The organism is Sorangium sp. So ce693 (assembly GCF_051521375.1).
GTDB lineage: Bacteria > Myxococcota_A > Polyangia > Polyangiales > Polyangiaceae > Sorangium > Sorangium atrum.
Map to the genome: position 1 here is coordinate 10,039,258 of NZ_CP150347.1, position 20,279 is coordinate 10,059,536.

The 20,279-nt window shown below is 71.1% G+C and carries 17 protein-coding genes; 9 read left to right on the forward strand and 8 right to left on the reverse strand.

Going from position 1 to position 20,279, the window contains the following annotated elements:
• The 3 genes from WMF14_RS37545 (at position 1) to WMF14_RS37555 (ending at position 2,647) form a co-directional block, all read left to right on the forward strand.
• Positions 1–1,383 (forward strand): sigma-54-dependent transcriptional regulator, encoded by a 1,383-nt coding sequence (locus WMF14_RS37545; RefSeq protein WP_272104329.1) that lies wholly within the window; start codon positions 1–3, stop codon positions 1,381–1,383.
• Positions 1,384–1,707: 324 nt separating this feature from the next.
• The gene (locus tag WMF14_RS37550) at positions 1,708–2,178 is read left to right on the forward strand and encodes a response regulator (protein ID WP_437794196.1); all 471 of its coding nucleotides are present in this window, start codon (positions 1,708–1,710) and stop codon (positions 2,176–2,178) included.
• Positions 2,179–2,440: 262 nt separating this feature from the next.
• On the forward strand, positions 2,441–2,647 hold the full coding sequence (locus tag WMF14_RS37555) for a hypothetical protein (RefSeq protein ID WP_437794199.1): 207 nt from the start codon (positions 2,441–2,443) through the stop codon (positions 2,645–2,647).
• Between the two features lie 94 nt (positions 2,648–2,741).
• Here WMF14_RS37555 and WMF14_RS37560 read toward each other — a convergent pair whose 3' ends face one another.
• Positions 2,742–3,932: a hypothetical protein gene (locus tag WMF14_RS37560; RefSeq protein ID WP_437794202.1), complete on the reverse strand. Its 1,191-nt coding sequence runs from the start codon at positions 3,930–3,932 to the stop codon at positions 2,742–2,744.
• 401 nt (positions 3,933–4,333) lie between these two features.
• Here WMF14_RS37560 and WMF14_RS37565 point away from each other — a divergent pair, with 401 nt between their 5' ends.
• From WMF14_RS37565 to WMF14_RS37575, 3 genes are all read left to right on the forward strand, one after another.
• Positions 4,334–4,894 carry a CAP domain-containing protein gene (locus tag WMF14_RS37565; RefSeq protein WP_272104323.1) on the forward strand — a complete coding sequence of 187 codons (561 nt, stop codon included), beginning with the start codon at positions 4,334–4,336 and terminating at the stop codon, positions 4,892–4,894.
• A gap of 59 nt (positions 4,895–4,953) precedes the next feature.
• On the forward strand, positions 4,954–6,093 hold the full coding sequence (locus tag WMF14_RS37570) for an acyl-CoA dehydrogenase family protein (protein WP_437794205.1): 1,140 nt from the start codon (positions 4,954–4,956) through the stop codon (positions 6,091–6,093).
• A gap of 226 nt (positions 6,094–6,319) precedes the next feature.
• Positions 6,320–8,374: a M3 family metallopeptidase gene (locus WMF14_RS37575; RefSeq protein WP_437794208.1), complete on the forward strand. Its 2,055-nt coding sequence runs from the start codon at positions 6,320–6,322 to the stop codon at positions 8,372–8,374.
• Positions 8,375–8,573: 199 nt separating this feature from the next.
• Here WMF14_RS37575 and WMF14_RS37580 read toward each other — a convergent pair whose 3' ends face one another.
• From WMF14_RS37580 to WMF14_RS37590, 3 genes are all read right to left on the reverse strand, one after another.
• Positions 8,574–8,723: a hypothetical protein gene (locus WMF14_RS37580; RefSeq protein WP_437794211.1), complete on the reverse strand. Its 150-nt coding sequence runs from the start codon at positions 8,721–8,723 to the stop codon at positions 8,574–8,576.
• A gap of 284 nt (positions 8,724–9,007) precedes the next feature.
• A complete protein-coding gene (locus WMF14_RS37585) occupies positions 9,008–10,918 on the reverse strand; it encodes a hypothetical protein (RefSeq protein ID WP_437794213.1) in 1,911 nt (636 codons plus the stop codon).
• Between the two features lie 816 nt (positions 10,919–11,734).
• Entirely contained in the window at positions 11,735–11,911 is a 177-nt protein-coding gene (locus tag WMF14_RS37590) for a hypothetical protein (protein WP_272104317.1), read from the reverse strand.
• 160 nt (positions 11,912–12,071) lie between these two features.
• On the opposite strand from WMF14_RS37590, the gene WMF14_RS37595 reads away from it, so the two are divergent.
• Positions 12,072–12,401 (forward strand): PilZ domain-containing protein, encoded by a 330-nt coding sequence (locus WMF14_RS37595; RefSeq protein ID WP_437794216.1) that lies wholly within the window; start codon positions 12,072–12,074, stop codon positions 12,399–12,401.
• 441 nt (positions 12,402–12,842) lie between these two features.
• On the opposite strand, the gene WMF14_RS37600 is transcribed toward WMF14_RS37595, so the two are convergent.
• Together WMF14_RS37600 and WMF14_RS37605 are read right to left on the reverse strand one after the other, a co-directional pair.
• The gene (locus tag WMF14_RS37600; protein WP_437794218.1) at positions 12,843–15,497 is read right to left on the reverse strand and encodes a hypothetical protein; all 2,655 of its coding nucleotides are present in this window, start codon (positions 15,495–15,497) and stop codon (positions 12,843–12,845) included.
• A gap of 16 nt (positions 15,498–15,513) precedes the next feature.
• Positions 15,514–16,119 (reverse strand): 5-formyltetrahydrofolate cyclo-ligase, encoded by a 606-nt coding sequence (locus WMF14_RS37605; RefSeq protein WP_272104312.1) that lies wholly within the window; start codon positions 16,117–16,119, stop codon positions 15,514–15,516.
• Between the two features lie 416 nt (positions 16,120–16,535).
• Between WMF14_RS37605 and mscL the strand changes: the two genes are divergently transcribed.
• Positions 16,536–16,985 carry a large conductance mechanosensitive channel protein MscL gene (gene mscL, locus WMF14_RS37610; protein ID WP_272104310.1) on the forward strand — a complete coding sequence of 150 codons (450 nt, stop codon included), beginning with the start codon at positions 16,536–16,538 and terminating at the stop codon, positions 16,983–16,985.
• 136 nt (positions 16,986–17,121) lie between these two features.
• Here the strand turns inward: mscL and WMF14_RS37615 are convergent, their stop codons facing one another.
• Both WMF14_RS37615 and WMF14_RS37620 read right to left on the reverse strand, forming a co-directional pair.
• Positions 17,122–18,351 carry a phospholipase C gene (locus tag WMF14_RS37615; protein WP_437794222.1) on the reverse strand — a complete coding sequence of 410 codons (1,230 nt, stop codon included), beginning with the start codon at positions 18,349–18,351 and terminating at the stop codon, positions 17,122–17,124.
• A 291-nt stretch (positions 18,352–18,642) separates the two neighbouring features.
• Positions 18,643–19,107 (reverse strand): hypothetical protein, encoded by a 465-nt coding sequence (locus WMF14_RS37620; RefSeq protein WP_437794224.1) that lies wholly within the window; start codon positions 19,105–19,107, stop codon positions 18,643–18,645.
• 91 nt (positions 19,108–19,198) lie between these two features.
• Here WMF14_RS37620 and WMF14_RS37625 point away from each other — a divergent pair, with 91 nt between their 5' ends.
• The gene (locus WMF14_RS37625) at positions 19,199–20,209 is read left to right on the forward strand and encodes a DUF885 domain-containing protein (RefSeq protein WP_437804380.1); all 1,011 of its coding nucleotides are present in this window, start codon (positions 19,199–19,201) and stop codon (positions 20,207–20,209) included.
• Positions 20,210–20,279 lie beyond the last annotated feature (70 nt).

Consider the following 20,279-nt stretch of genomic DNA (forward strand, 5'->3'; position numbering starts at 1 on the left):
ATGGGCAGGCGAGCGCTGATCATCGACGACGACGAGGCGATGTGCGCGTGGCTCTCGGCGGACCTGCGGTCGCGCGGCGTCGAGGCGACGACCCGGACCTCACCGGCGGAGGCGCTCGCGCTGCTCGAGGCGGACGACGGCTTCGACGTCATCCTGACCGATCTGAACATGCGCGGGATGGACGGGATCGCGGTCTGCGGCCGGGCGGCCGAGATCCGGCCGGACGTGCCGGTCGTCGTGATCACCGCGTTCGGCAGCATCGAGACCGCGGTGCAGGCGATCCGCGCGGGCGCGTACGACTACGTGACCAAGCCGGTCGACATCGAGGCGCTGGCGCTGGCGCTGGAGCGGGCGATCGCGCATCACGCGCTCAAGGCCGAGGTGCGGCGGCTGCGCCGCGCCGTGGCGGGGCCCGGCGGGTTCCCGGACCTCATCGGCCGGAGCGCCGCGATGCGGGGCGTGCAGGACCTGATCGAGCGCATCGCCGACGCGGACGCGACGGTGCTCATCACCGGCGAGAGCGGGACGGGCAAGGAGGTCGTCGCGAAGGCGCTGCACGCGCGGAGCCGCCGCAAGGAGGGGCCGTTCGTGGCGATCAACTGCGCGGCGGTGCCGGAGTCGCTGATCGAGAGCGAGCTCTTCGGGCACGTGCGGGGGGCGTTCACCGACGCGCGCGCGGCGCGCTCCGGGCTGTTCGTCGAGGCGAACGGGGGGACGCTGCTGCTCGACGAGATCGGGGAGCTGCCGCTCGCGGTGCAGCCGAAGCTGCTCCGCGCGCTCCAGGAGCGCCGGGTGCGCCCGGTGGGCGGGAACGCGGAGGTGCCGTTCGACGCGCGCATCGTTGCCGCGACGAACCGCGACCTGGACGAGGCCGTCGAGGCGCGCCGGTTCCGGGAGGACCTGTACTACCGGATCAACGTGCTCCACGTGGAGCTGCCTCCCGTGCGCGCGCGGGGCAGCGACGTGCTGCTGCTCGCGCAGCGCTTCATCGAGGATTTCGCCACGCGCTGGGGCAAGGAGGTGGTCGGCCTGTCGCCGGCGGCCGCCGAGCGGCTGCTCGCCTACACGTGGCCGGGCAACGTGCGGGAGATCCAGAACGCCATGGAGCGGGCGGTGGCGCTCACGGGGTACCCGGAGATCACGGTGGAGGACCTGCCGGCGAAGATCCGGGAGCACCGGCCGTCGCACGTGCTCGTGGCGGGGGACGACCCGTCCGAGCTGGTGCCGCTCGAGGAGGTGGAGCGGCGCTACATCCTGCGGGTGCTCGAGGCGGCGGGCGGGAACAAGACGCTGGCGGCGAGGATCCTGGGGCTGGACCGGAAGACGCTGCACCGGAAGCTGGAGCGGTGGGAGCCGGGCGCCGGGGGGGCGAAGGGGAGCTGAGAGGGTAGGCGGGGTGGAAGAGGCCGCGGAGCCAGGCGCCGAGCGCGGGTCGGCGGTGGAGGAGACCGGCGGCTGAGGCGCGGAGGAATACCCCGGGCGGGGAACGACGCCCCACCCCGGATGGCCGACGCGGGGGGATCACCCCTGCAACCCGCCCGTCCGCCTCAACCTGGGTCGGTTCCGGCCACCTCAACCTCGGTCGGTTCCGGGCGGCCACCTCAACCTGGGTCGGTTCCGGCCACCCCAACCTCGGTCGGTTCCGGACGGCCGCCGGTGGGCGGCACGCGGCCTGCAATACAGACCGCTCACCAAGGAGAGAGCCCGATGCCCCACGACTCGATGCGCGGTCTTGCCTCGATCCTGAATACGCCCCCTGAGCCGGTGCCGCGCGTCCACCCCGGCGCGACCCGCATCCGCGTGCTGCTCGCCGAGGACGACAGGGAGTTGCGGCTGCTCCTCGCCACCGCCCTCCGCCGCGACGGCTACGAGGTCCTGGAGGCGCACGACGCCAAGCACCTCCTCGAGCTGATGGGCGAAGCGCTCATCTCCGGGAACGGCGCCCCGGTCGATGTCGTGGTGAGCGACATCCGGATGCCAGGCGCGAGCGGACTCGATCTGCTGGCCGGGCTGCGCCGCGACGACTGGACCACGCCGGTGGTCCTCATCACCGCGTTCGGCGACCCGGAGACGCACGCGGAAGCCTACCGCCTGGGCGCCGACGCGGTGCTCGACAAGCCGCTCGACGTGGACGACCTGCGGCACGTGGTCCAGAACCTCGTCTCGATGCGCGGCTGACGCACCACGAAGCCATGCGCGCCGCTCCACGCCGCGGCCAGCATCCTCGCTGCCACAGCCATCACAAGACGGCGCGTGGGCGGGAGCATGTCGACGAGCAACTGGCCTCCACACAACCCTTCTCAGGAGCGCGCCAGTCGACCGGCTGATAGGCTTTCAACATCGTCGTAGAGCAGAGCCGTGCAATCGTGGCTCGCCGCCCGTGCATAGGCTCGATCGCCTGGCGCGGCGCGCACCCCGCCCTGCGCACCACGGACGCCGTGTGGGCGTGCCGCTCGTCCGGCGGCAGGCCGTCGAACCAGGGCACCGGCGGCAGCGCGGCCGCGCTGCGGCGCTCTTCGACGCGGACATGGCGATCGGCGAGGTGGCGTATCTGCTCGGCTATTCCGAGCCGAGGGCGTTCCGGCGCTGGACCGGCGTGAGGCCGGAGGCGTTCCGCGCGCGGACCAGGGGCGCAGCGCCGCGGTGAGCGGCCTGCGCCGACGGCTGGCCTGACGGGTTCCTTCACGCGCGCCCGGCCGCGGCCTGCGCCGCTGCCGGGCCTGCGCTCACGGGCCCTGCGCTCAGGGGCGCGGGGGGGCGATCTCCAGCTTCGCCATCACGCTGCCGCTGCCCGTGATGCCCGCCTGGATGTTCTCGACCGCCTGCGTGATCGCATTGGTGGCCGGGATGAGGCACGCCCCCGCCTTCACGCTGCCGGTGGCCGCGCCCTCGAGGTGGCCGCCCGCCTGGACCACCGCCTCGGCGCTGGCGAGGAGCAGCTCGCCGCGCGCGTGCGCGACGACGAGGAGCCGCGGCAGGTTCGCCCTGAGCGTCGCGATCGCCGCCTCGGCGTCGGCCCCACCCTCGATGTTGACCGCGGGCTCCCTGCAGCTGGCCTTCGCGCTCGCGCTCGCCTCGCAGGAGCCGCTGCACTCCGCGGACCCCTGGCACTCGGCGCTCGGCGGCTTGAGCTCGGCCCTGCACTTCGGCGCCTTGAACTGGACGTCGCACGAGCCCGAGCAATCGGCGTTGCACTGCACCGCTGCGTCGGCCGCGAACGCGCACGAGCCACGGCACTCGCCCGTGCAGTTGCCCTGGCACTCGCCACGGCAGTCGCCGCCGGCGGTCGTCGCGGAGCACTCGCCGTCGCACGTGCCCTCGCACGTCCCCTGGCACGTGCCCTCGCAGTGGACGGCCAGGTTGGCCGAGCCCTCGCACGAGCCGGTGCACTTCCCCTCGCACCGCCCCGAGAGCTGGCCAGGATCGCAGCGCGCGACGACCTCCGCCGGGGTCAGCTGGCACTCGACGTTGGCGCTGCACCTCGCCTCGCAGTTCGCCTGTACGCTCGCGTCGACCGTGCAGCTCGGCGGCTGGAAGGTGATCGACAGGCCGGCCGTCGCGTCCCCGAGCGCGTCGACGGCGAGCTCACACCATTGCACCGCCCGTTCGTTCGGCTTCGTCGCCGTGATCGTCGCCACATCCGCGCCGAGGTCCAGCGCGATCGCCTGACAGGCGCTCGTCACGTCCGCCACGATGGCGCCCGCGGCGCCCGTGAAGTCCGACACGGACTGCATGAAGGCACCATAATTGAGCTCTGCCTCGCCCTCGAGACCCCATTCCACCGTGGCGAGATCGGCGCCCGGCGTGAAGTCGCGACAGCAGACGTCATTCTGCAGCTCCGAGACCTTGTCACACCCCATCGCCGGGACGACGGAGAGCGCCGCCAGCGCCAGCGGGAATGCCGCGATTCGCCACGTCACACGGATATTCATCGGGAAACTCCTTGGTTCTTTGTCGGGCGTGCCGCTGGTGCCGAATTGCCACGGAGAGCGGTGATACCCCGTGAGGGAGCACGCTCGCCGCCGAGCTCGGACCGCAGCCGCCTCCGAAGCAGGGCGACAATAGCTCATAGATCGACCCGCATGACAAGGCCCATGCTGCGGAATTGTTGCTCGTCTCGACGTCACCCTAGGGCGAAGCCCGTCAGCACGGGAGCCAACGACGACGAGATCTGTTGATGTCCATGTCGACGGCAGAGGTGGGAAGAACGCCCGGACGCGGCCGTCCAGGGACGGCTGCGGGCGCGCCATGACACGGCACGTCGTGGGTACAACCAGCCTTCATCGAATCGCCGTTGCAGAGCTCGGCCGAGCCGTAGGACAATGGCCCCGTGATGACGCTCGGCCCACGGCTCCCCCGGTTCGTACAGCTCTCTCTCATGCTCGCCCTGACGGCCGGTTGCGGCGCCTCGTCCGACGACGACGCGGGCCCGACGAGCGGCCAGGCCGCCGGCGAGCCGCCGAGGATGATCGGGATGACGGCGGCCCACAACGCCGCGCGCGCCGCGGTCGACCCGCCCGCCGAACAGGGGGTGCCCCCTCTCTCGTGGTCGCCCGAGATCGCCGCGGTGGCTCAGGCCTATGCCGCCCGGTGCACGTTCGGCCATAGCGCGAGCAACTATGGAGAGAACATCTTCGCGTCGACCGGCTCGTCCCCCACACCGGAGGACGTCGTCGCCTCGTGGGTCGACGAGGCGGCCAACTACGATCTTGCGAGCAACGCCTGCAGCTCCACCTGCGGCCATTACACTCAGGTGGTATGGGCCGACTCCCTGCGCCTCGGCTGCGGGGTCGCCGATTGCACGACCGGCTCGCCGTTCGGCAGCGGCACCTGGCAGATCTGGGTGTGCAACTACGATCCTCCCGGCAATTTCGCCGGAGAGCGCCCCTACTGAGCCGGCGCGCCGTCCTCGTCTCCTCCCCGCCCCTCGCCGGCTCTGGTATCGAAGCGGCGATGGACTTCGGGTGGACCCCTTCCCAGCGTGCCGTCCACGACCGCATGCGCGCCCTCGGCGCCGAGGCCGACGCCGCGGCGCCGGACGATCGCATGCGCGTCCTCGCCTGGGGCGGCGCCCTCGGCCTGCCGATCGCCCGCGATCTCGGGGGCGAGGGCCTCGACCTCGTCACGACGGCGCTCGCCTACGAGGGCCTCGGCGCGACCCTGCGCGACGGCGGCGTCCTGCTCGCCGCGGGGGCGCACCTCTTCGGCGTGGCGCTCCTGCTCGCGCGGATAGGCACCCCCGCGCAGCAGCGCGCGTGGCTGCCGCGCATGGCGAGCGGCGCGTGCATGGCGACGGTCGCCGCGACCGAGGCCGGCGCCGGCTCGGACGTCGCGTCGGTGCAGGCCAGGGCCGACCGCACGGACGCCGGCTACCGGCTCACCGGCGACAAGCGGTACGTGACCTGGGCCGACCGGGCCGACGTGTACCTCGCGATCGCGCGCGACGGCGGCGGCCGCGACGGAGGGGCCCCGGCGCGCGGCCTCACCGCGCTGCTCGTCCCCCGCGCCGCGGGCGAGGGCGCCGCGCGCGTCCTCCCCGGCGCGCCGCTCGCGACCGCTGGCCTCCGGGGCGCGCGGCTCGCGCCCGTCTCGTTCACCGGCTGCGAGGTCGGCCACGACGCGCTCCTCGGCCGCGCCGGCGCCGGCCTCGCCGTCTTCCAGATCGCGATGACCTTCGAGCGCGCGCTCATCCTCGCCTTCCGCCTCGGCGCCATGGAGCGCGCCCTCGGCGAGGCCGTCCGCTTCGCCCGCGAGCGCGAGATCGGCGGCCAGGCGATCGCGCGCCACCAGGCCGTCGCGCACCGCCTCGCGCAGATGAAGCTGCGGCTGGAGACCTCGCGGCTGCTCATCTACCACGCCGCGTGGGCGCTGGATCAGGGCGAGCGCGGTCAGGCCGAGGCCGCGCTCGCGAAGTGGCACACGGCGGACTCGGCCGTGGCGTCCGCGCTCGACGATCTCCGGCTCCGCGGCGGCGCTGGCTACCTCGAGGAGAGCGGCCTCCCCTCCGCCATCGACGACGCCCTGGGCGGCAGCATCCATTCGGGGACGTCCGACGTGCTCGCCACGATCGTCGCGCGGTGGCTGGGCGTCTAGCCGCTCGCCCGCGCTTCACCTCGTCTCACCAAGCTCTTCCCTCGTCGTGACGTCAGGCCCCCGGGGAGGGTGCTCCGCGCCCCTCCCACGCAATGAGGAAGAACTTGGACGACGAACTACTGGCCAACCCTCGCCGGCGCCTTTACCAAGGTAGGGCTGCGCGGATCGGCCGAGGGTCGCCGGCCCGCGCTCGTCCGCCGGCCCTTCAAGCCCAACCAGGAACGATATGACCGAAGCGACCGACAATCCCCTGCTCACTCTCGGCTTCGAGATCCCGTTCGATCGCATCCGGAGCGAGCACGTCGAGCCCGCCGTGCGCGCGCTGCTCCAGGACGCCCGCGCCCGGCTCGACGCGCTCGTCGCGGCGCCCGGCCCCCGCACCTACGACAACACCCTCGCCGCGCTCGAGGCCGTCACCGACCGGCTCGACCGCGCCATGAACGTCGTCTCGCACCTCGAATCGACGTCCACCACGCCCGCGCTGCGCGCCGCGTACAACGCCGTCCAGCCGGAGGTCAGCGAGTTCCTGAGCGGCATTGCCCTCAACGAGGGCGTCTACGGCGCGCTCAAGGCGTACGCGGCCACGCCCGAGGCCGCGGCGCTGACCGGCCCGCGGCGCCGCTTCTTGAAGAAGACCCTCGACGATTTCCGGAGGAGCGGCGCCGAGCTCGACCCGGCTGGCAAGAAGCGCCTCTCCGAGATCGACGTCGAGCTCGCCACGCTCACCCTGCGCTTCTCGCAGAACGTGCTCGACGCGACGAACGCCTTCGAGTTCGTGGTCGAGGACGCTGCCCGCCTCGTCGGCCTGCCGCCGAGCGCGGTCGAGGCGGCCCGCCAGGGCGCCAAGGACAGGGGCATCGAGGGCTACCGCTTCACGCTGCAGGCGCCGAGCTACATCCCGGTGCTCACGCACCTCGACGACGCCACGATCCGCGAGCGCTTCTACCGCGCCTTCAACACGCGGGCGACCGAGGGCGACCACGACAACCGCCCGCTCATCCGCCGCATCCTCGAGCTCCGCGGGGAGAAGGCGAGGCTGCTCGGCTACGCGAGCTTCGCCGATCTCGTGCTCGAGGACCGGATGGCGAAGACGGGCGCCGCGGCGCGCCGCTTCGTCGACACGCTGCGGGCGCGCACCGAGCCGGTCTTCGCCCGCGAGAAGGAGGAGCTCGCCGCCTTCCGCCGCGAGATCGAGGGCCCGGACGCGCCGCCGCTCGCGCCGTGGGACGTCGCCTACTACGCCGAGAAGCTCCGCCGCGCCCGCTACGATTTCGACGACGAGGCGCTCCGCCCCTATTTCCCGCTGGATCGCGTCGTCTCCGGCCTGTTCGAGATCGCCCACCGCCTTTACGGCGTGCGCATCGCGCCCTGGCAGGCCGCCCCCACGTGGCACCCGAGCGTCCGCGCCTACCAGCTCGTCGAGCCGGACGGCGCCCAGAGCGCCGCCTTCTATCTGGACTTCGTGCCGCGGGAGCAGAAGCGCGACGGCGCCTGGATGCACGGGCTCGTCACGGGCGCGCCGAGCGAGGATGGGCGCGCGAACGGCGAGGACGCGCGCCACCTCGAGGTCCTCGCGGGCAGCTTCACCCCGCCGGTCGGCGGCCGCCCCGCGCTGCTCAACCACCGCGAGGTCGAGACCCTGTTCCACGAGTTCGGCCACATGATGCACCACGCCTCGAGCCGGGTGCCGATCCGGAGCCTCGCCGGCACCAACGTCGCCTGGGACTTCGTCGAGCTCCCCTCGCAGATCATGGAGAACTGGTGCTGGGAGCGGGAGGCGCTCGACCTCTTCGCGCGCCACCACGAGACGGGCGCGCCGGTCCCGGACGACCTGCTCCAGCGGATGCGCGCGGCCCGCACGTTCCGCGCGGGCGCCGTGACGATGCGGCAGCTCGGCTTCGCCGAGATCGACCTCGCGCTCCACATGGATTGGACTGGAGAGCAGGGCGATGTCGTCGAGTTCGCGCGCGAGGTCCTCGGGCGTTACTCGCCCGTCCCGCTGCCCGAGGGCTACGCCATGATCGCCGGCTTCTCGCACCTCTTCTCGAGCCCGGTGGGCTACGCCGCGGGCTATTACTCGTACAAATGGGCCGAGGTGCTGGACGCCGACGCCTTCTCCCGCTTCCAGGAAGAGGGACTGTTCAGCCGGAAGGTGGGCGACGCGTTCCGGGGCCAGATCCTCGCGCTCGGCGACACGCAGGACCCGATGGATCTCTACAAGAGCTTCCGCGGCCGCGAGCCCACGCTCGACGCCCTGCTCCAGCGCAGCGGACTCGCCTGAGCCTCCGGGGCGGGCGGGGGGCCGCAGCCATCACGGCGACAAACTCCCTCTCTGGCCATGTGACCGAGCGAGCTCTCGTGAGGCGTTAGCCAAGCTCGTTCGGTCACGCTCAGGGCATGAAGGCGCCGCTCTCCACCCCACCATCGAGCACCAACGTGCAAGTTTACGTGGTCGTGGACGTTTACGTGGTCGTGGTCGTTCACGGCCTATCGTTGACGACCACGACCACGACCACGACCACGTAAACGTCCACGTCCACGTCCACGTCCACGTCCACGTCCACGTCCACGTCCACGGCCACGTCCACGTAAACGTCCACGTAAACGTCCACGACCACGTAAACGTCCACGTAAACGTTCGGATGTAGGAGGATGCGGCGCGAAGCTTGGTTAACGCCTACGCCTCATCGACCCCCGTAGGCGCGAAGAGACCGTGTTCTTCGCGCGGCGAGGGGAGGGCCAATGTCTGAGCCCAAATGACAAAGCTCCTCCGGCGAAGCCGGAGGAGCTTTGTCTCAGGCGAGTCCGGCGGGGCCCCCGCGCCGCGCGAAGAACACGGTCTCTTCGCGCCGGGCCACCTAGGACGACCGCCCCAAGGAGCCGCCGGCGCTCATCGCGCCGGCCCCCCGCGGGATCACTGTATCTTGAAGTTGCAGGCCGACAGCGTGGCCGTTCCGATCGTCTGCGTCATCGCCCAGTTCGCGAGCGAAGCGACGCTGGCCTGCTCGGACCTGAACGCGTAGTTGTTCGCGAGCTGCACCTCGGCGCCGTTCTTCGGCCGGATGTACACCGAGTACCGCTTCGCCGCCACGTCGACCACCATCCGGACAGTATAGGTCGTCCCGCCGGTGTACGGGAACACCTGGAGCGCCTGGTACCTCGCGCCGTTCCGGACGCGGACATTGCCATCCTCGTCGAAGATGACGATCGCGGCGAGCTGGGTCCACTGGCTCGCGGAGCTGGTCGAGAGGCCGACCACGGCGTCGATCTTCGACGCGCTCGGCGTCACGTCCCAGGTCGCCGTGAAGGTGCCCCGCTGGGTCGACGGCAGCGACGTATTGAACCACTGGCCAGCGTTGACGACCGAGCACACCGGAGCCGGCGTCGTCGGCGTGGGCGTGGTCGGCGTGGGCGTCGGCGTCGTGGGCGTCGGCGTGGGGGTCGTGGGCGTCGGCGTCGTGGTCGTCGTCCCGAACTCGAACGCGCCGATGTCGACCGCGCCCACGGCCGTCCGCCGCTGCGCGGTGCCGACGGCCTGGAGCGCCGCCCTCGGCGGGTGGTAGAGCGGCATCGCCAGCGGCGACGGGAACGTGCGCCCCGAGATCCCCGTCGTCGAGCTGACACCCGTGTTCCGCAGCGGGCTCGTCGAGAGCAGCGTCACGTCGCGGTTGCCGATGCTCGTGAAGCCGGGATCGCTCACGATCAGCGTCCCCGTGAAGCCGGAAGGCACCGTCGTGCCCGTGGGCACCGCGTTGTTGACGCCCTTGATGAGCGGGCTGCCGGTCGTCCAGCTCGCGTCGTCACGGAAGACCTGAACGCTCCCGCCCCCGACGCGATAGAAGATGTTGTTGTGCAGCTCGATGCTCTCGATGCCATCGAACAGGTGGATCGCCGCGTTCGACCCCGCCATCAGCAGGAACGTGTTGTTCACGAACCGATAACGCCCGTTGGTGTCGCCGGTGCCGTCGCCGCCGACGCGGATCACGTACTGCGTGTGCGTCTTGCGGAAGACGTTGCCGACCACATCGGAGTCCTCCCGCGCGAGCCCCGGATCCTGCCCGTCGGGGCCGATGAGCTCGAGGTCCTTGTAGAGCCCGCCCTCGATCCAGTTGTAATAGATCTCGTTCCGCTCCGCGCGGGTCTTCACCGCGTTGCCACCGATTGCATCGTGGACATAGCTGTGCTGCAGCCGGAACACGGAACCCGGGTAGGCGGACTCGTCCGTTGCGATGTAGATCGGGTGCTTCTGCGTACCGTTACCGCAGTTATAGACCTCCACGTATTCCACCGTCAGCGAACCTGAATCGCTGTCGGCGCCCAGGATCCCGTGCGATGGGCAATCGTGGATCACGGAGTCACGGATCGTGACATCGTGCCCGTGCTGGAAGATGCACCGCGAGGTGCCGCCCGTCACATCGAACCCCTCGAAGACGATGTGGTTGGCGTTGAGCTCGATCGTGTTGGTCCCGCCCTTCAGGACGGGGCGCTTCCCACCGACCCGCACGCCGCGGATCGTGATCTTCGAGGTGGGCGTGCCCCATTTCGTGAGCCTGATGTCACCCGAGTACGTCGCGTTGCCGTCGACCTCCACCACGTCGCCCGCCTGCAGTCTGCTGGCTACCTCACCGATGGTCTTGTAGGTGCGCGTGGGACCGACTTGATACGTCGTGCCGGCCGCCTGCTCCTCCGCGTCCAGCTCCTCTGCGGTCACGTCCTCGTCGAGCGGCGCGCAGCCGAAACCGACGATCGACACCGCCACGAGCGAAGCGATGAACTTACCGGCGGCAAACGACCGCGACCCAAAGCCTTGAGAAATCGAATGCATGGCTTTTTCTCCCCCGGCGTCGTCGAACCCCTGTGGTGAACAGGACCGTAACGGGCGAAAGCATCAGGGGGCAGAAGAGGAGCCTCCCGCTGCGTGCCTTCGCGCCGCGAACCATCGGTGCAGACCATTCAGCACCAGAGGGGCGGATACCGGCGCTCTCGTGAAACAACTTATTCCCGGATTAACACGACGGGTCAAGACGAAATGCTTTCGAAAACGAAACGAACACCCAATTAGGTCGCACACCTCGGCCGCTTTTCACATCGCGGTTGCAAATTTTCGATGCAGAACTGCAATGCGCAGTCCGTCCGCTGATGTAAGGAAGGTATAGAGAAGTGGTCGTCCGCTCGCTTGAATTCAGACGAAATCCCCGGGAAATGTGGGTAAACCTCCAATGCGACTGGGTTCTCCATGTCATCCAACGACCTTTGCCTACCTTCCCCCGCATTCGCTATCTCGGCCGCGGCGCCTGTGACCCGAGTTAGGTCGCGCGCTTCCTCGGCGCACCGCTGCGCTGCAAGCAAGAAACAGCTCGCAGTCCTGCTCGATTGCTTGGCGGACGGTCAGCTATCCGGGTCGCGGCTGGCCTGCGAAGGTCGAGCGCCGTTCGCCGTGCCCTTCGTGCGCGCGGTCGTGAGCCGCGCCGCCGGGGTCCATGCGCGCGACGCGGGCTCGCGGGAGATCGTGGAGAGGGACGACGGGCCGGCGTTCGACGGGGAGATCGGGGCGTCCGCGCGGCGCGCGCGCGGCTCGCCGAGCGCGGGAGATGGGCGAGAATCGGTGGGTATCGGCGGGAATCGGCGGGCAGGAGAGCGCTCAGCGCCTCCCCTTGAAGCCCATCATCTGCTGCACCACCGCCTCGCTCTCCTCGGCGATCGCGCCCTCCTGCGCCGCGCGGTCGGCGCAGTCCTCACAGACCTTCTTCTTCTTGCTTCCGACCTTGATCGTCTTGAGCTCGTCGACCTCGCTATTGCATTCGCGGCACGTGGGCATCGCCACACCTTCCTTTCGCCGCGCCAGCATATCGCACCGATCCCGCGCGCGCCGAGATCGCGCCGCGAGCGGACCGCGGGGCTCGCCCGCCCGATGTTTGGCCCGGACGAGCCCCGCGACCTACGCTCGCCGCGTCACGAGGACACCCAAGGAGGCTCCCATGGATCGGAGGCAGGGCGCGCGCGCTCAGGTTGACTTCCCCGTCTCGGCGCTCGTCGATGGCCACCGGCACCGGTGCCGCGCGATCGATCTCTCCCCCACGGGCATGGTCGTCGAGCGCGCGCCCGCGCTGGCAGGCCGGGCGCTGCCTGCCGTGACCCCGTTCGAGCTCGACCTCGGGGTCGGGCGCCCCATCCGGCTGCGCGCCCGCCCGGTCTGGGACCGCGACAACCTGCTCGCCGTCCGCTTCGTCGTCATGAGCGACGCCGACCGGCTCACCATCGCCGAGCACCTCGATCAGCGCGTCCACCGCCGCGAACCCCTCCATTAGAGCGGCGGTCTCCCGCTTCGGATACGGGCCCACCTCGACGTTTTCGGTGCTCAGCGCACCGGAGTGCGCTTGCGCGCCGAAAACGCCGATCTGGGCCCGTCTCCTGTGCGGGAGACCGCCGCTCTGCTCTGGATGGGGCAGAGGGGGCGGAAACCGCTGGAGATGGGGTAGACGCCCGGGGCGTGAACGCCTTGAGCTGGATCGGGAGGGCACGTCCCCGACACGATGCTCGCCTGCAAGGATGAAATCGCAGGATTGCAACACTGGGAGGATGCGCCCGGGACATCTATGCGAAATTTAAATCTATTTCCATCTTCTCGCAGTGGCATGTGAGCTGCTAATTCACGGACGAGCGTTGCTGGTGCGGCCTCTCCCCCCCGGGCCCCGGCGACGCTTTTTTCTTTTTGTCGCTCGATGGAGCGACGAGCGGTGGGCCACGCGCTACGTGCGTGGCTCTCTTCGCCGCCGCGCAGCGGAGATCGACGCCCGCGGAATGCTGGCGGCGGAGCGGCGAAGCTCGTCGAGCGCGTGCTCGGGCAGGCGCGGGGCGCGCGGCTCGGCGGCGCCTGGGTCGGGAGGGGCGGCGCCTGGGTCGGGGGGGGCAGCGCCTGGGTCGGGAGGGGCGGCGGGCGCGCGGGCGCCCAGGTACGGCCAGAGGCTCTCGCGGATGGGCGCCGGCAGGACGTTCTCCAGGTACTCGAGCGCGGTCCCGCGGAGGTGGGCGTCGTCGGCGTGGAGCGCCCTGTAGGCGATCTCGAGCGGCTCACGCTCGAGGCAGAGGGAGAGGACGCGGAACACGTGCTCCAGGCTGCGGCTCGTCCGCTCGACGAGCAGGCGCTCGGCCAGCGGCGCCTCGACCGGGGGCGCGACGTTGGGGGGCTGGGCCTCCCACACGCGGCGACCGATCGCGATCTCCCGCATCGCCGCCTCGATCACGTCGTCGCGCCGCAGGTGGACAGGCGCGCGCTGCTGGAGGAGCCGCGCGAGCGCGACGCCGCACTGATAACGCACCTCGAAGCGCTCGTCGGCGAGGCCGAGCATCAGGCCCTCGGCGGCGCGCTGGGTGGGACAGGCCTGGAGCACCCGCGGGATGCGGCGCCGGAGGGCGACGCTCACGGACGGGTCGAGGAGCGCGTCGAGGAGCTGGCCGGTCGCGCGGGGGGCGACGGCGCGGAGCGCCCGGATCGCCTCGGAGGCGAGCCCCTCGCGCTCCAGGAGCGGGAGGAGGTGCGGCACGAGCGCGGGATCCGGCTCCCGGACGAGCGCACGGCGGATCCGCTCGGGATCACCGGAGCGGAGGTCGGCCGTGGCGGCGAGCACCGGATCCGACGCCAGCGCGGCCGAGGCGGCGCGCGCGGACAGCGGCCCGTCGACGCCCCTGCGATCGCCCGCCGGAGGCCGCGGCGAGCCCCCGGGGGCGTGGCCGGAGAGCGGCGCGGGGCCGGGGCCGGAGAGCGGTGGGCGGCCGGAGAGCGGCGGGCCGGGGTGCGACGTGCGCTCGCCGTCGGCAGGGCCGCGCCCGACGTCGGACCGCGCCGCCGCGTTCCGGAGCGCAGCGAGCTCGGCGAGCACCTTGTCGCGGCTGAGCGCGTCGACGGTGCCGCTCAGGGTGCGGCGGGTGGTCGCGTCGACGACGTTCGTCGGGTCGAGCGAGACGGCGCCGGAGCGCAGGCTGCCCTCGAGCGCGGCGACGTAGCCCCGGTGCAGCCGCGGCGTGAAGAGCAGCGTGACGCCCGCGGCCGCCGCGCCGAGGCCGAGCAGCAGCGGGAGCGACCCGCCCGGGGCGAGCACGAGCAGGCCCATCGCGAGGCCGCTGCCCGCCGCGGTACCGATGCGGTCGAAGCCGACGTCGATGAGCGTCTTGATCGACCGCTTCTGGTCCGGAGGCAGGGGCGTGTAGAGGAGCTCGTAGCCCGAGCGGAACAGCGAGTTCCGGAGCACCGCGTCGGTCGCGCGGACGATCGAGGCGGCCCAGAGCCGCGGCGCGACCACGAGGGAGAGGGTGCTCGTGACGACCGCGGCCGGAAGGATGCCGATGGTGGCGGCGAGCCCGAGCCGGTCGAGCGAGAAGGTGGCGGCGAGCGACTGCACAAGGAAAGAGAGCACGCTCACCGAGAGGTGGAAGAGCGCGAAGAACGAGAGCAGCGCGTTGTGGTCGGTCATCGCGGCGGCCGCCTCGGCGCTGAGGGCGACGTCGAACAGCGCGCCGCTCACGGCGCCGAGGCCGACGAGCAGGCCGAGGTCGCGCAGGTGGCTGCTGTCGCGGAGCGCGGCGAGCCCCGACCCGCCGGCGCCAACCTCGGTGCGCCCGGCCTCAACATCGGTCCGCCCGGCCTCAACATCGGTCCGCCCGGCCCCAACCTCGGTGCGCGCCACCTCAACCTCGGTGCGCCCGGCCTCAACCTCGGTGCGCGCCACCTCAACCTCGGTGCGCCCGGCCTCAACCTCGGTGCGCCCGGCCTCAACCTCGGTGCGCACCACCTCAACCTCGGTGCGCCCCGCCCCGCCGGCGGCGCCGGCCGCGCGCGCCAGGCCGGCGCCCAGGTGGTGGGTGGCCCAGGCGGTGAGCGCGCTCACCGCGGAGAGGGCGAGGAGCATCGTCGGGGCGTCGATGAGGCGGCTGGCGCGCCAGGCGAACAGGCCGCCGATCACCCCGCCGACCGTCCCGCCGCCCGCGATGCGCCCGATGGAGTGGCGGGCGGTGTGGGGGTCGAAGCGCTCGTTGACGAGCGACCAGAAGGCGGAGATGAGGGTCGCGCCGAAGACGGCGATGTGCAGGTAGAAGACGAGGGCGGCGGCGCCAGGCGCGCGCCGGGCGAGGCCCCACTCCAGGGCGAGGAGCGCGGAGCTCGCGGCGAACGTGGCCGGGACGACGCGCGCGGGAGAGAGCTGGAGGAGCGCGCGCGAGAGCAGGACGACCGCGCCGAACGACAGGACCGCGCCGGCGGCCATGACCTTGGGGACGTCGGCCGCGCCGAAGCTGGCGAGGAAGAGGGCGTCGCGCGTCGCGCGGCCGGCGACCTGCTGGGCGATCATCGCGCCCGAGGCGATGGCCGCGACGAGAACGGGCCTGTCGCTCGCGATGTCCTCTCCCACCTGTGCCCTGGGCATCCTAGGCCGGTTCGGCGGCGAGCACGCGGGCGTCGGTGACGATGGCCCCGAGCGGGACGTCGCCCGGGGTCGCCGGCACCTCGGCGACGAGCTGGAAGTCGAACACGACGCCCACGGAATGCGCCGGCGGGCAAAAGCGCGGCAGGGTGCTGTCGTAGTAGCCGGCGCCATAGCCGATCCGGTGCCCTCGCGGATCGATCTGCAGGGCGGGCACGACGATGACGTCGAGCGCAGCGGCCTCCTCGTCGGTCGCGTCGGGCTCGCGGAAGCCGAGGCCGCGCTCCTGCATGGCCTCGGGGTCCTCGACGAAGCGGAAGGTCATGGCGCGCGACTCGGGGTCGATGGAGGGGTAAGCAACCCGGGCGCCGCGGGCCCGCAGGAGCGGATCGAGCCCCCGGAGGTCGACCTCGTTGCGCCCCTCGATCGGGTAGAAGAGCGCGACCCGCCGGGCCGCGGCGAGGGCCGGCAGCTCGGCGAGCGCGCGCTGGATCCGGCGCGATCGCTCGAGGATGGCCTCGGCCGGGATGGAGCTGCGGACGGCCCGGGCGCGCTTCCGTAGCTCGGCTTTGGCGCGGTAGCGCAGGGCGGCCTCGGCATCGGGGTCCATGGCTCGGTGGTTCCTCCGGCGCGCATCCTAGAGAGCCGCCCCGGGCCGGGGAACCGCCATGTGCGAAATCGATGGGAGGTGGCGCAGTTGGCCCCAGGTGCGGCGCTCTTGCACCGAGCGCGGGGGCAGCGGCTCGCGCTGCGAGCGCGGGGGAGCGGGACGGCCGGGGCTCGGTGCGCGCAGGGAGCGGGCGGAGAGAGCGGGGGCGACCGCGCGGAGGGCGCAATTGCGAGCGGCTGGCCGGGGTGAGCCCACGGACGAGCCCGGTGGCACCGTTCGTGCTGCTCGCGGCGCCTGCGTGGATGGCGGCGACCGCCGCCACCGCGCGATCCGCGCAGGCAGCACCCTGATCGCGGAGAGGCGACAGCGGAACGGGGCCACGGCGAGAGCAGGAGCCCCCGACGCCGGAGGAAGCGATGTTCTGGGAGGATTTCAAGAAGTTCGCGATTCGAGGCAATGTCGTCGACATGGCCGTGGGCGTCGTGATCGGCGCGGCGTTCGGCAACATCGTCAAGGCGCTGGTGGATAACCTGATCATGCCGCCGATAGGCCTCCTGACGGGCGGCATCGATTTCAGCCGGCACTACATCGTCCTGAAGCCCCCGAGCGGCCCCGGTCCGTACGCGACCCCCGAGGAGATGGTGAAGGCCGGCGCGGTGCTCCTCCAGTACGGGGTCGTCATCAACAACCTGGTCAGCTTCTTCATCGTCGCGCTCTGCGTCTTTCTCCTGGTGCGGCTCATGGGGAAGCTTCACAGGCAGCGCGCGGAGGAGGTGACGACGAAGGAGTGCCCCGAGTGCGCGATGAGCATCCCCATCAAGGCGGTGCGCTGCGGGCACTGCACGGCGGCGCTGAAGGGCGCCTAACGCATAACGGAGAGATCACCGCGCGGGCGGCGCTGCGGGCGCGGCTCGCCGGTGAGCGGGCTCCCCGTCGACGCAGCGCCCGTTGACGCCTGTATCGTCCGGAGGGGAGCGCGGCAGCGGAGTGCCGCGCTCCGGCTCAATGGTTCTCGACGGGCACGCCGGCCTCGAGCACGGCCTTCTTCAGCGTCAGAATCTCTTGCTGGCTGTCGGTGAGCTCCATCGAATGAAAGCCGGATGGCGCGGTCGGGCCCATGTGGATCGGGGCGACCGCGGTCTCCAGGATCGGGATGCCATCGAGCCGGCGCTGGTCGGTGCGGGGCCTCGGCTCGCTGAGCACGGGGAGCAGGCTCGGAGACGCCGTGACCCGAGGGCTCAGCGCGTTCACGCGGTCGGGCGCGAACAGCTCGAGCGCGGTGCGCGCGATGCACGTATGATCGAGTGTGCCGTGGAACGGCACGCCGCGCGGCGCCCACGGCGAGATGACCAGGGCCGGCACGCGAACGCCGAGCGTATCGAACGGCGCCGCCTCGCTCGCGGGCGACGGCGGCGGGCGCACGTGGTCGTAGAACCCGCCATGCTCGTCGTAGGTCACGACCAGCGCCACGTGCGGCCAGGCCGGGCTCGCGATGAGGTGGTTGTAGATGCGCGCGATCAGGTTCTGACCGCGCGCCACGTCGGCCGGCGGATGGTCGTCGTTCGCCCAGTTCAGCAGCGCGTCCACGTCGACCAGCGTGAAGTTCGGGTCGATCCACGAGACGCTTGGCAGCGTGCCTTCGCGGCAGGCCCTGTAGAACGAGGAGATCTTCGCGATCGGCAGCCCGCGGTGGCCCTTGTATTTCTCGACGGTGCGCAAGAACGCGATGTCGTGCGAGTAGTAGCGCCACGAATCGGCCGGCAACAGGTCGAAGAACGTCGCGCGGTCGATCCATTGCAGGTTCCCCGTGCGCCCGGCGCTGGTTCCGCAGAGCGCGAAGAACCGGTTCGGCCACGTCGGGCCCGCGAACGAAGCGAACCACCGGTCGCAAACGACGTACTGGCGCGCGAGGCTATCGTACGTCAGCAGATCGCGCTGGTCGTACCAGCTCATGATCTCCGCGACGTGGCTGTTCGTGCTGTAGCCTTTCACGAAGCCGTCCATCGCGCCGCCGTTGATCTGCCGCACGACGTCCGTTCGGAGATGATGCGGGCGGATCCGGGCTCTCGTGCTCTCGAGATGATATCCCGTGATCGGCGTACCGTTATCGTCCGAGTTCGTCGCGCCGATCACCCCATCGACGTCCATGCCTGTGCTGCGCAGGTAACCAATCATGTGGTCGAAAGAGCGGTTCTCGAGCATCACGATGACCAGATGACGGATGTCTGCCATGTTCCACCGCTCGCTTTCCCATGCGGCTCAGCGTTCTGTCGGCCGACACGGCCGCGCAGGGCCGGTTTCACTATCTTGAATTCATCTACCGCAATCTGCCAGGGGAGAAGAAAATCCAAACATTTCGAAGACGTCAAGCCCCAGCTGCGGGGCCCCGCCCGGGTCGCCCGAACGTTTTCTATGCGCTCCGACATCCCCTGAAAAGCGGTGCCAGTTCAACGACTTATCAGGTTCTCGCCCGAGCGCGCCAGCGCGCTCGGGGTCGATCGCGCCGACCAGGAGGTCTCCGATCTATCGCCCGGCGTCGAGGCGCGCCTGCGCGCGGCGTACCACGAGGCCATCGCCGAGCTGGAGAAGCGCCGAGCGGCCGAGAAGGACCCTGCGGTCGCCGAGGATCTTCAGATCTTGCTGGACGCTGCGGACGGGGCCGTCCGCGGGTCCGAGCTCGAGGAGAGGACCAGGGTCACCTACGTGCACGCCACGGGGCTCGTGTTCGAGGGCCTCTCGACCCTGCTCGACGACCGCATCCCGCCGCCGCGCCGAGCCACGGCCCTCGCGCGGCTCCGGCGGTACGCCGGGCTGGAGGCGGGCGACGCGCCGATCGCCGAGCAGGCGAGGAAGAGGCTCGACCAGGAGCTCGGGAAGCCCGGCTTGCTGGCGCCCTCCAGGATGGAGATCGAGCGGCACCTCGCCACCAGCGCCCGCGTGCGGGAGGGACTCGGTGAGCTCTTCCGGAAATACGCCATCAGCGGCCACGAACAGCCGCTGGCAGCGCTGAATCGCCAGCTAGGCGTACGACGCGGCGCTGCGCAAGGACGTCCTCCCGAAGGCGCGGACCGACTTCGCGCTGCCGCCGCCGCTCTACGCGTACCTGCTCGAGCTGCACGGCGTCGACATCCCGCCCGCCGATCTCGCCCGGCTGGCCCACGCCGCCTTCGACGATCTGAAGGCGCAGATGCAGCAGCTCTCGCTGTCCATCGCGAAAGCACGCAGCTTGCCGAGCGCGGACTACCGGGATGTCATCCGCGCCCTGAAGAAAGAACAGCTCGTTGGCGAGGCGATCTTGCCGCATTACAAGGAGCGCCTCGCCCAGATCGAAGAGATCATCCGGAAGGAGCGCCTCGTCACGCTGCCGGAGCGGCCGGCGCGCATCCGGCTCGGCACCGCCGCCGAGAGCGCCGAGATGCCGGCGCCGCGCATGCGGCCGCCGCGGCTGCTCGACAACCAGGGAGAAGAGGGGGAGTTCGTGCTTCCGCTCAGCCTGCCTGGGCCCTCTGACCAGCTGCGGAGGATCGACGACTTCACCCACGCCGCGGCGTCATGGACGCTCACCGCCCACGAGGCGCGCCCCGGGCACGAGCTCCAGTTCGCCTCGCTCGTCGAGCGGGGCGACTCGCTCGCCCGGGCCGTCTTCGCGGAGAACAGCGCCAACATGGAGGGGTGGGCTCTTTACTCGGAGGCCATCCTGCTCCCGTTCATGCCGCCCGAGGGCCAGCTCGTCTCCTTGCAACACCGCCTGGTCCGGGCCGCCCGCGGCTTCCTGGACCCGGAGCTCCAGGCGGGCAAGATCACGCCGGCCGCCGCGCCGACCTTCCTGGAGAGAGAGGTGGTCCTGTCGCCGCCCCTCGCGCAATCCGAGGTGGAGCGTTACACCTTCCGCGCACCGGGGCAGGCGACGTCGTACTTCTATGGGTTCACCCGGCTGATGGAGCTGCGGCGAGAGGTCGAGTCCATGATGGGCCCGCGCTTCGACGCGCAGCGATTCCACGACTTCGTGCTCGCCCAGGGCATCCTGCCGCCGAAGCTGCTTCGCAAGGCGGTCATCGAGCGCTTCGTGCCGGCACAGCCGGCGCCCTGAGCGGCGGAGGGAACCCGCGCTCGTTTCACTCATGACCCGCGATGGCGAGGTTCTCGGTGAGCGCGCCGTA

Bases quoted from the DNA above. Each gene is read 5' to 3' on its own strand.
- mscL (WP_272104310.1), top strand. From the start codon at position 16,536: ATGTTCTGGGAGGATTTCAAGAAGTTCGCGATTCGAGGCAATGTCGTC.
- WMF14_RS37605 (WP_272104312.1), bottom strand. From the start codon at position 16,119: ATGGACCCCGATGCCGAGGCCGCCCTGCGCTACCGCGCCAAAGCCGAG.
- WMF14_RS37550 (WP_437794196.1), top strand. From the start codon at position 1,708: ATGCCCCACGACTCGATGCGCGGTCTTGCCTCGATCCTGAATACGCCC.
- WMF14_RS37545 (WP_272104329.1), top strand. From the start codon at position 1: ATGGGCAGGCGAGCGCTGATCATCGACGACGACGAGGCGATGTGCGCG.
- WMF14_RS37590 (WP_272104317.1), bottom strand. From the start codon at position 11,911: ATGCCCACGTGCCGCGAATGCAATAGCGAGGTCGACGAGCTCAAGACG.
- WMF14_RS37560 (WP_437794202.1), bottom strand. From the start codon at position 3,932: ATGAATATCCGTGTGACGTGGCGAATCGCGGCATTCCCGCTGGCGCTG.
- WMF14_RS37565 (WP_272104323.1), top strand. From the start codon at position 4,334: ATGACGCTCGGCCCACGGCTCCCCCGGTTCGTACAGCTCTCTCTCATG.
- WMF14_RS37570 (WP_437794205.1), top strand. From the start codon at position 4,954: ATGGACTTCGGGTGGACCCCTTCCCAGCGTGCCGTCCACGACCGCATG.
- WMF14_RS37595 (WP_437794216.1), top strand. From the start codon at position 12,072: ATGGATCGGAGGCAGGGCGCGCGCGCTCAGGTTGACTTCCCCGTCTCG.
- WMF14_RS37575 (WP_437794208.1), top strand. From the start codon at position 6,320: ATGACCGAAGCGACCGACAATCCCCTGCTCACTCTCGGCTTCGAGATC.
- WMF14_RS37585 (WP_437794213.1), bottom strand. From the start codon at position 10,918: ATGCATTCGATTTCTCAAGGCTTTGGGTCGCGGTCGTTTGCCGCCGGT.
- WMF14_RS37615 (WP_437794222.1), bottom strand. From the start codon at position 18,351: ATGGCAGACATCCGTCATCTGGTCATCGTGATGCTCGAGAACCGCTCT.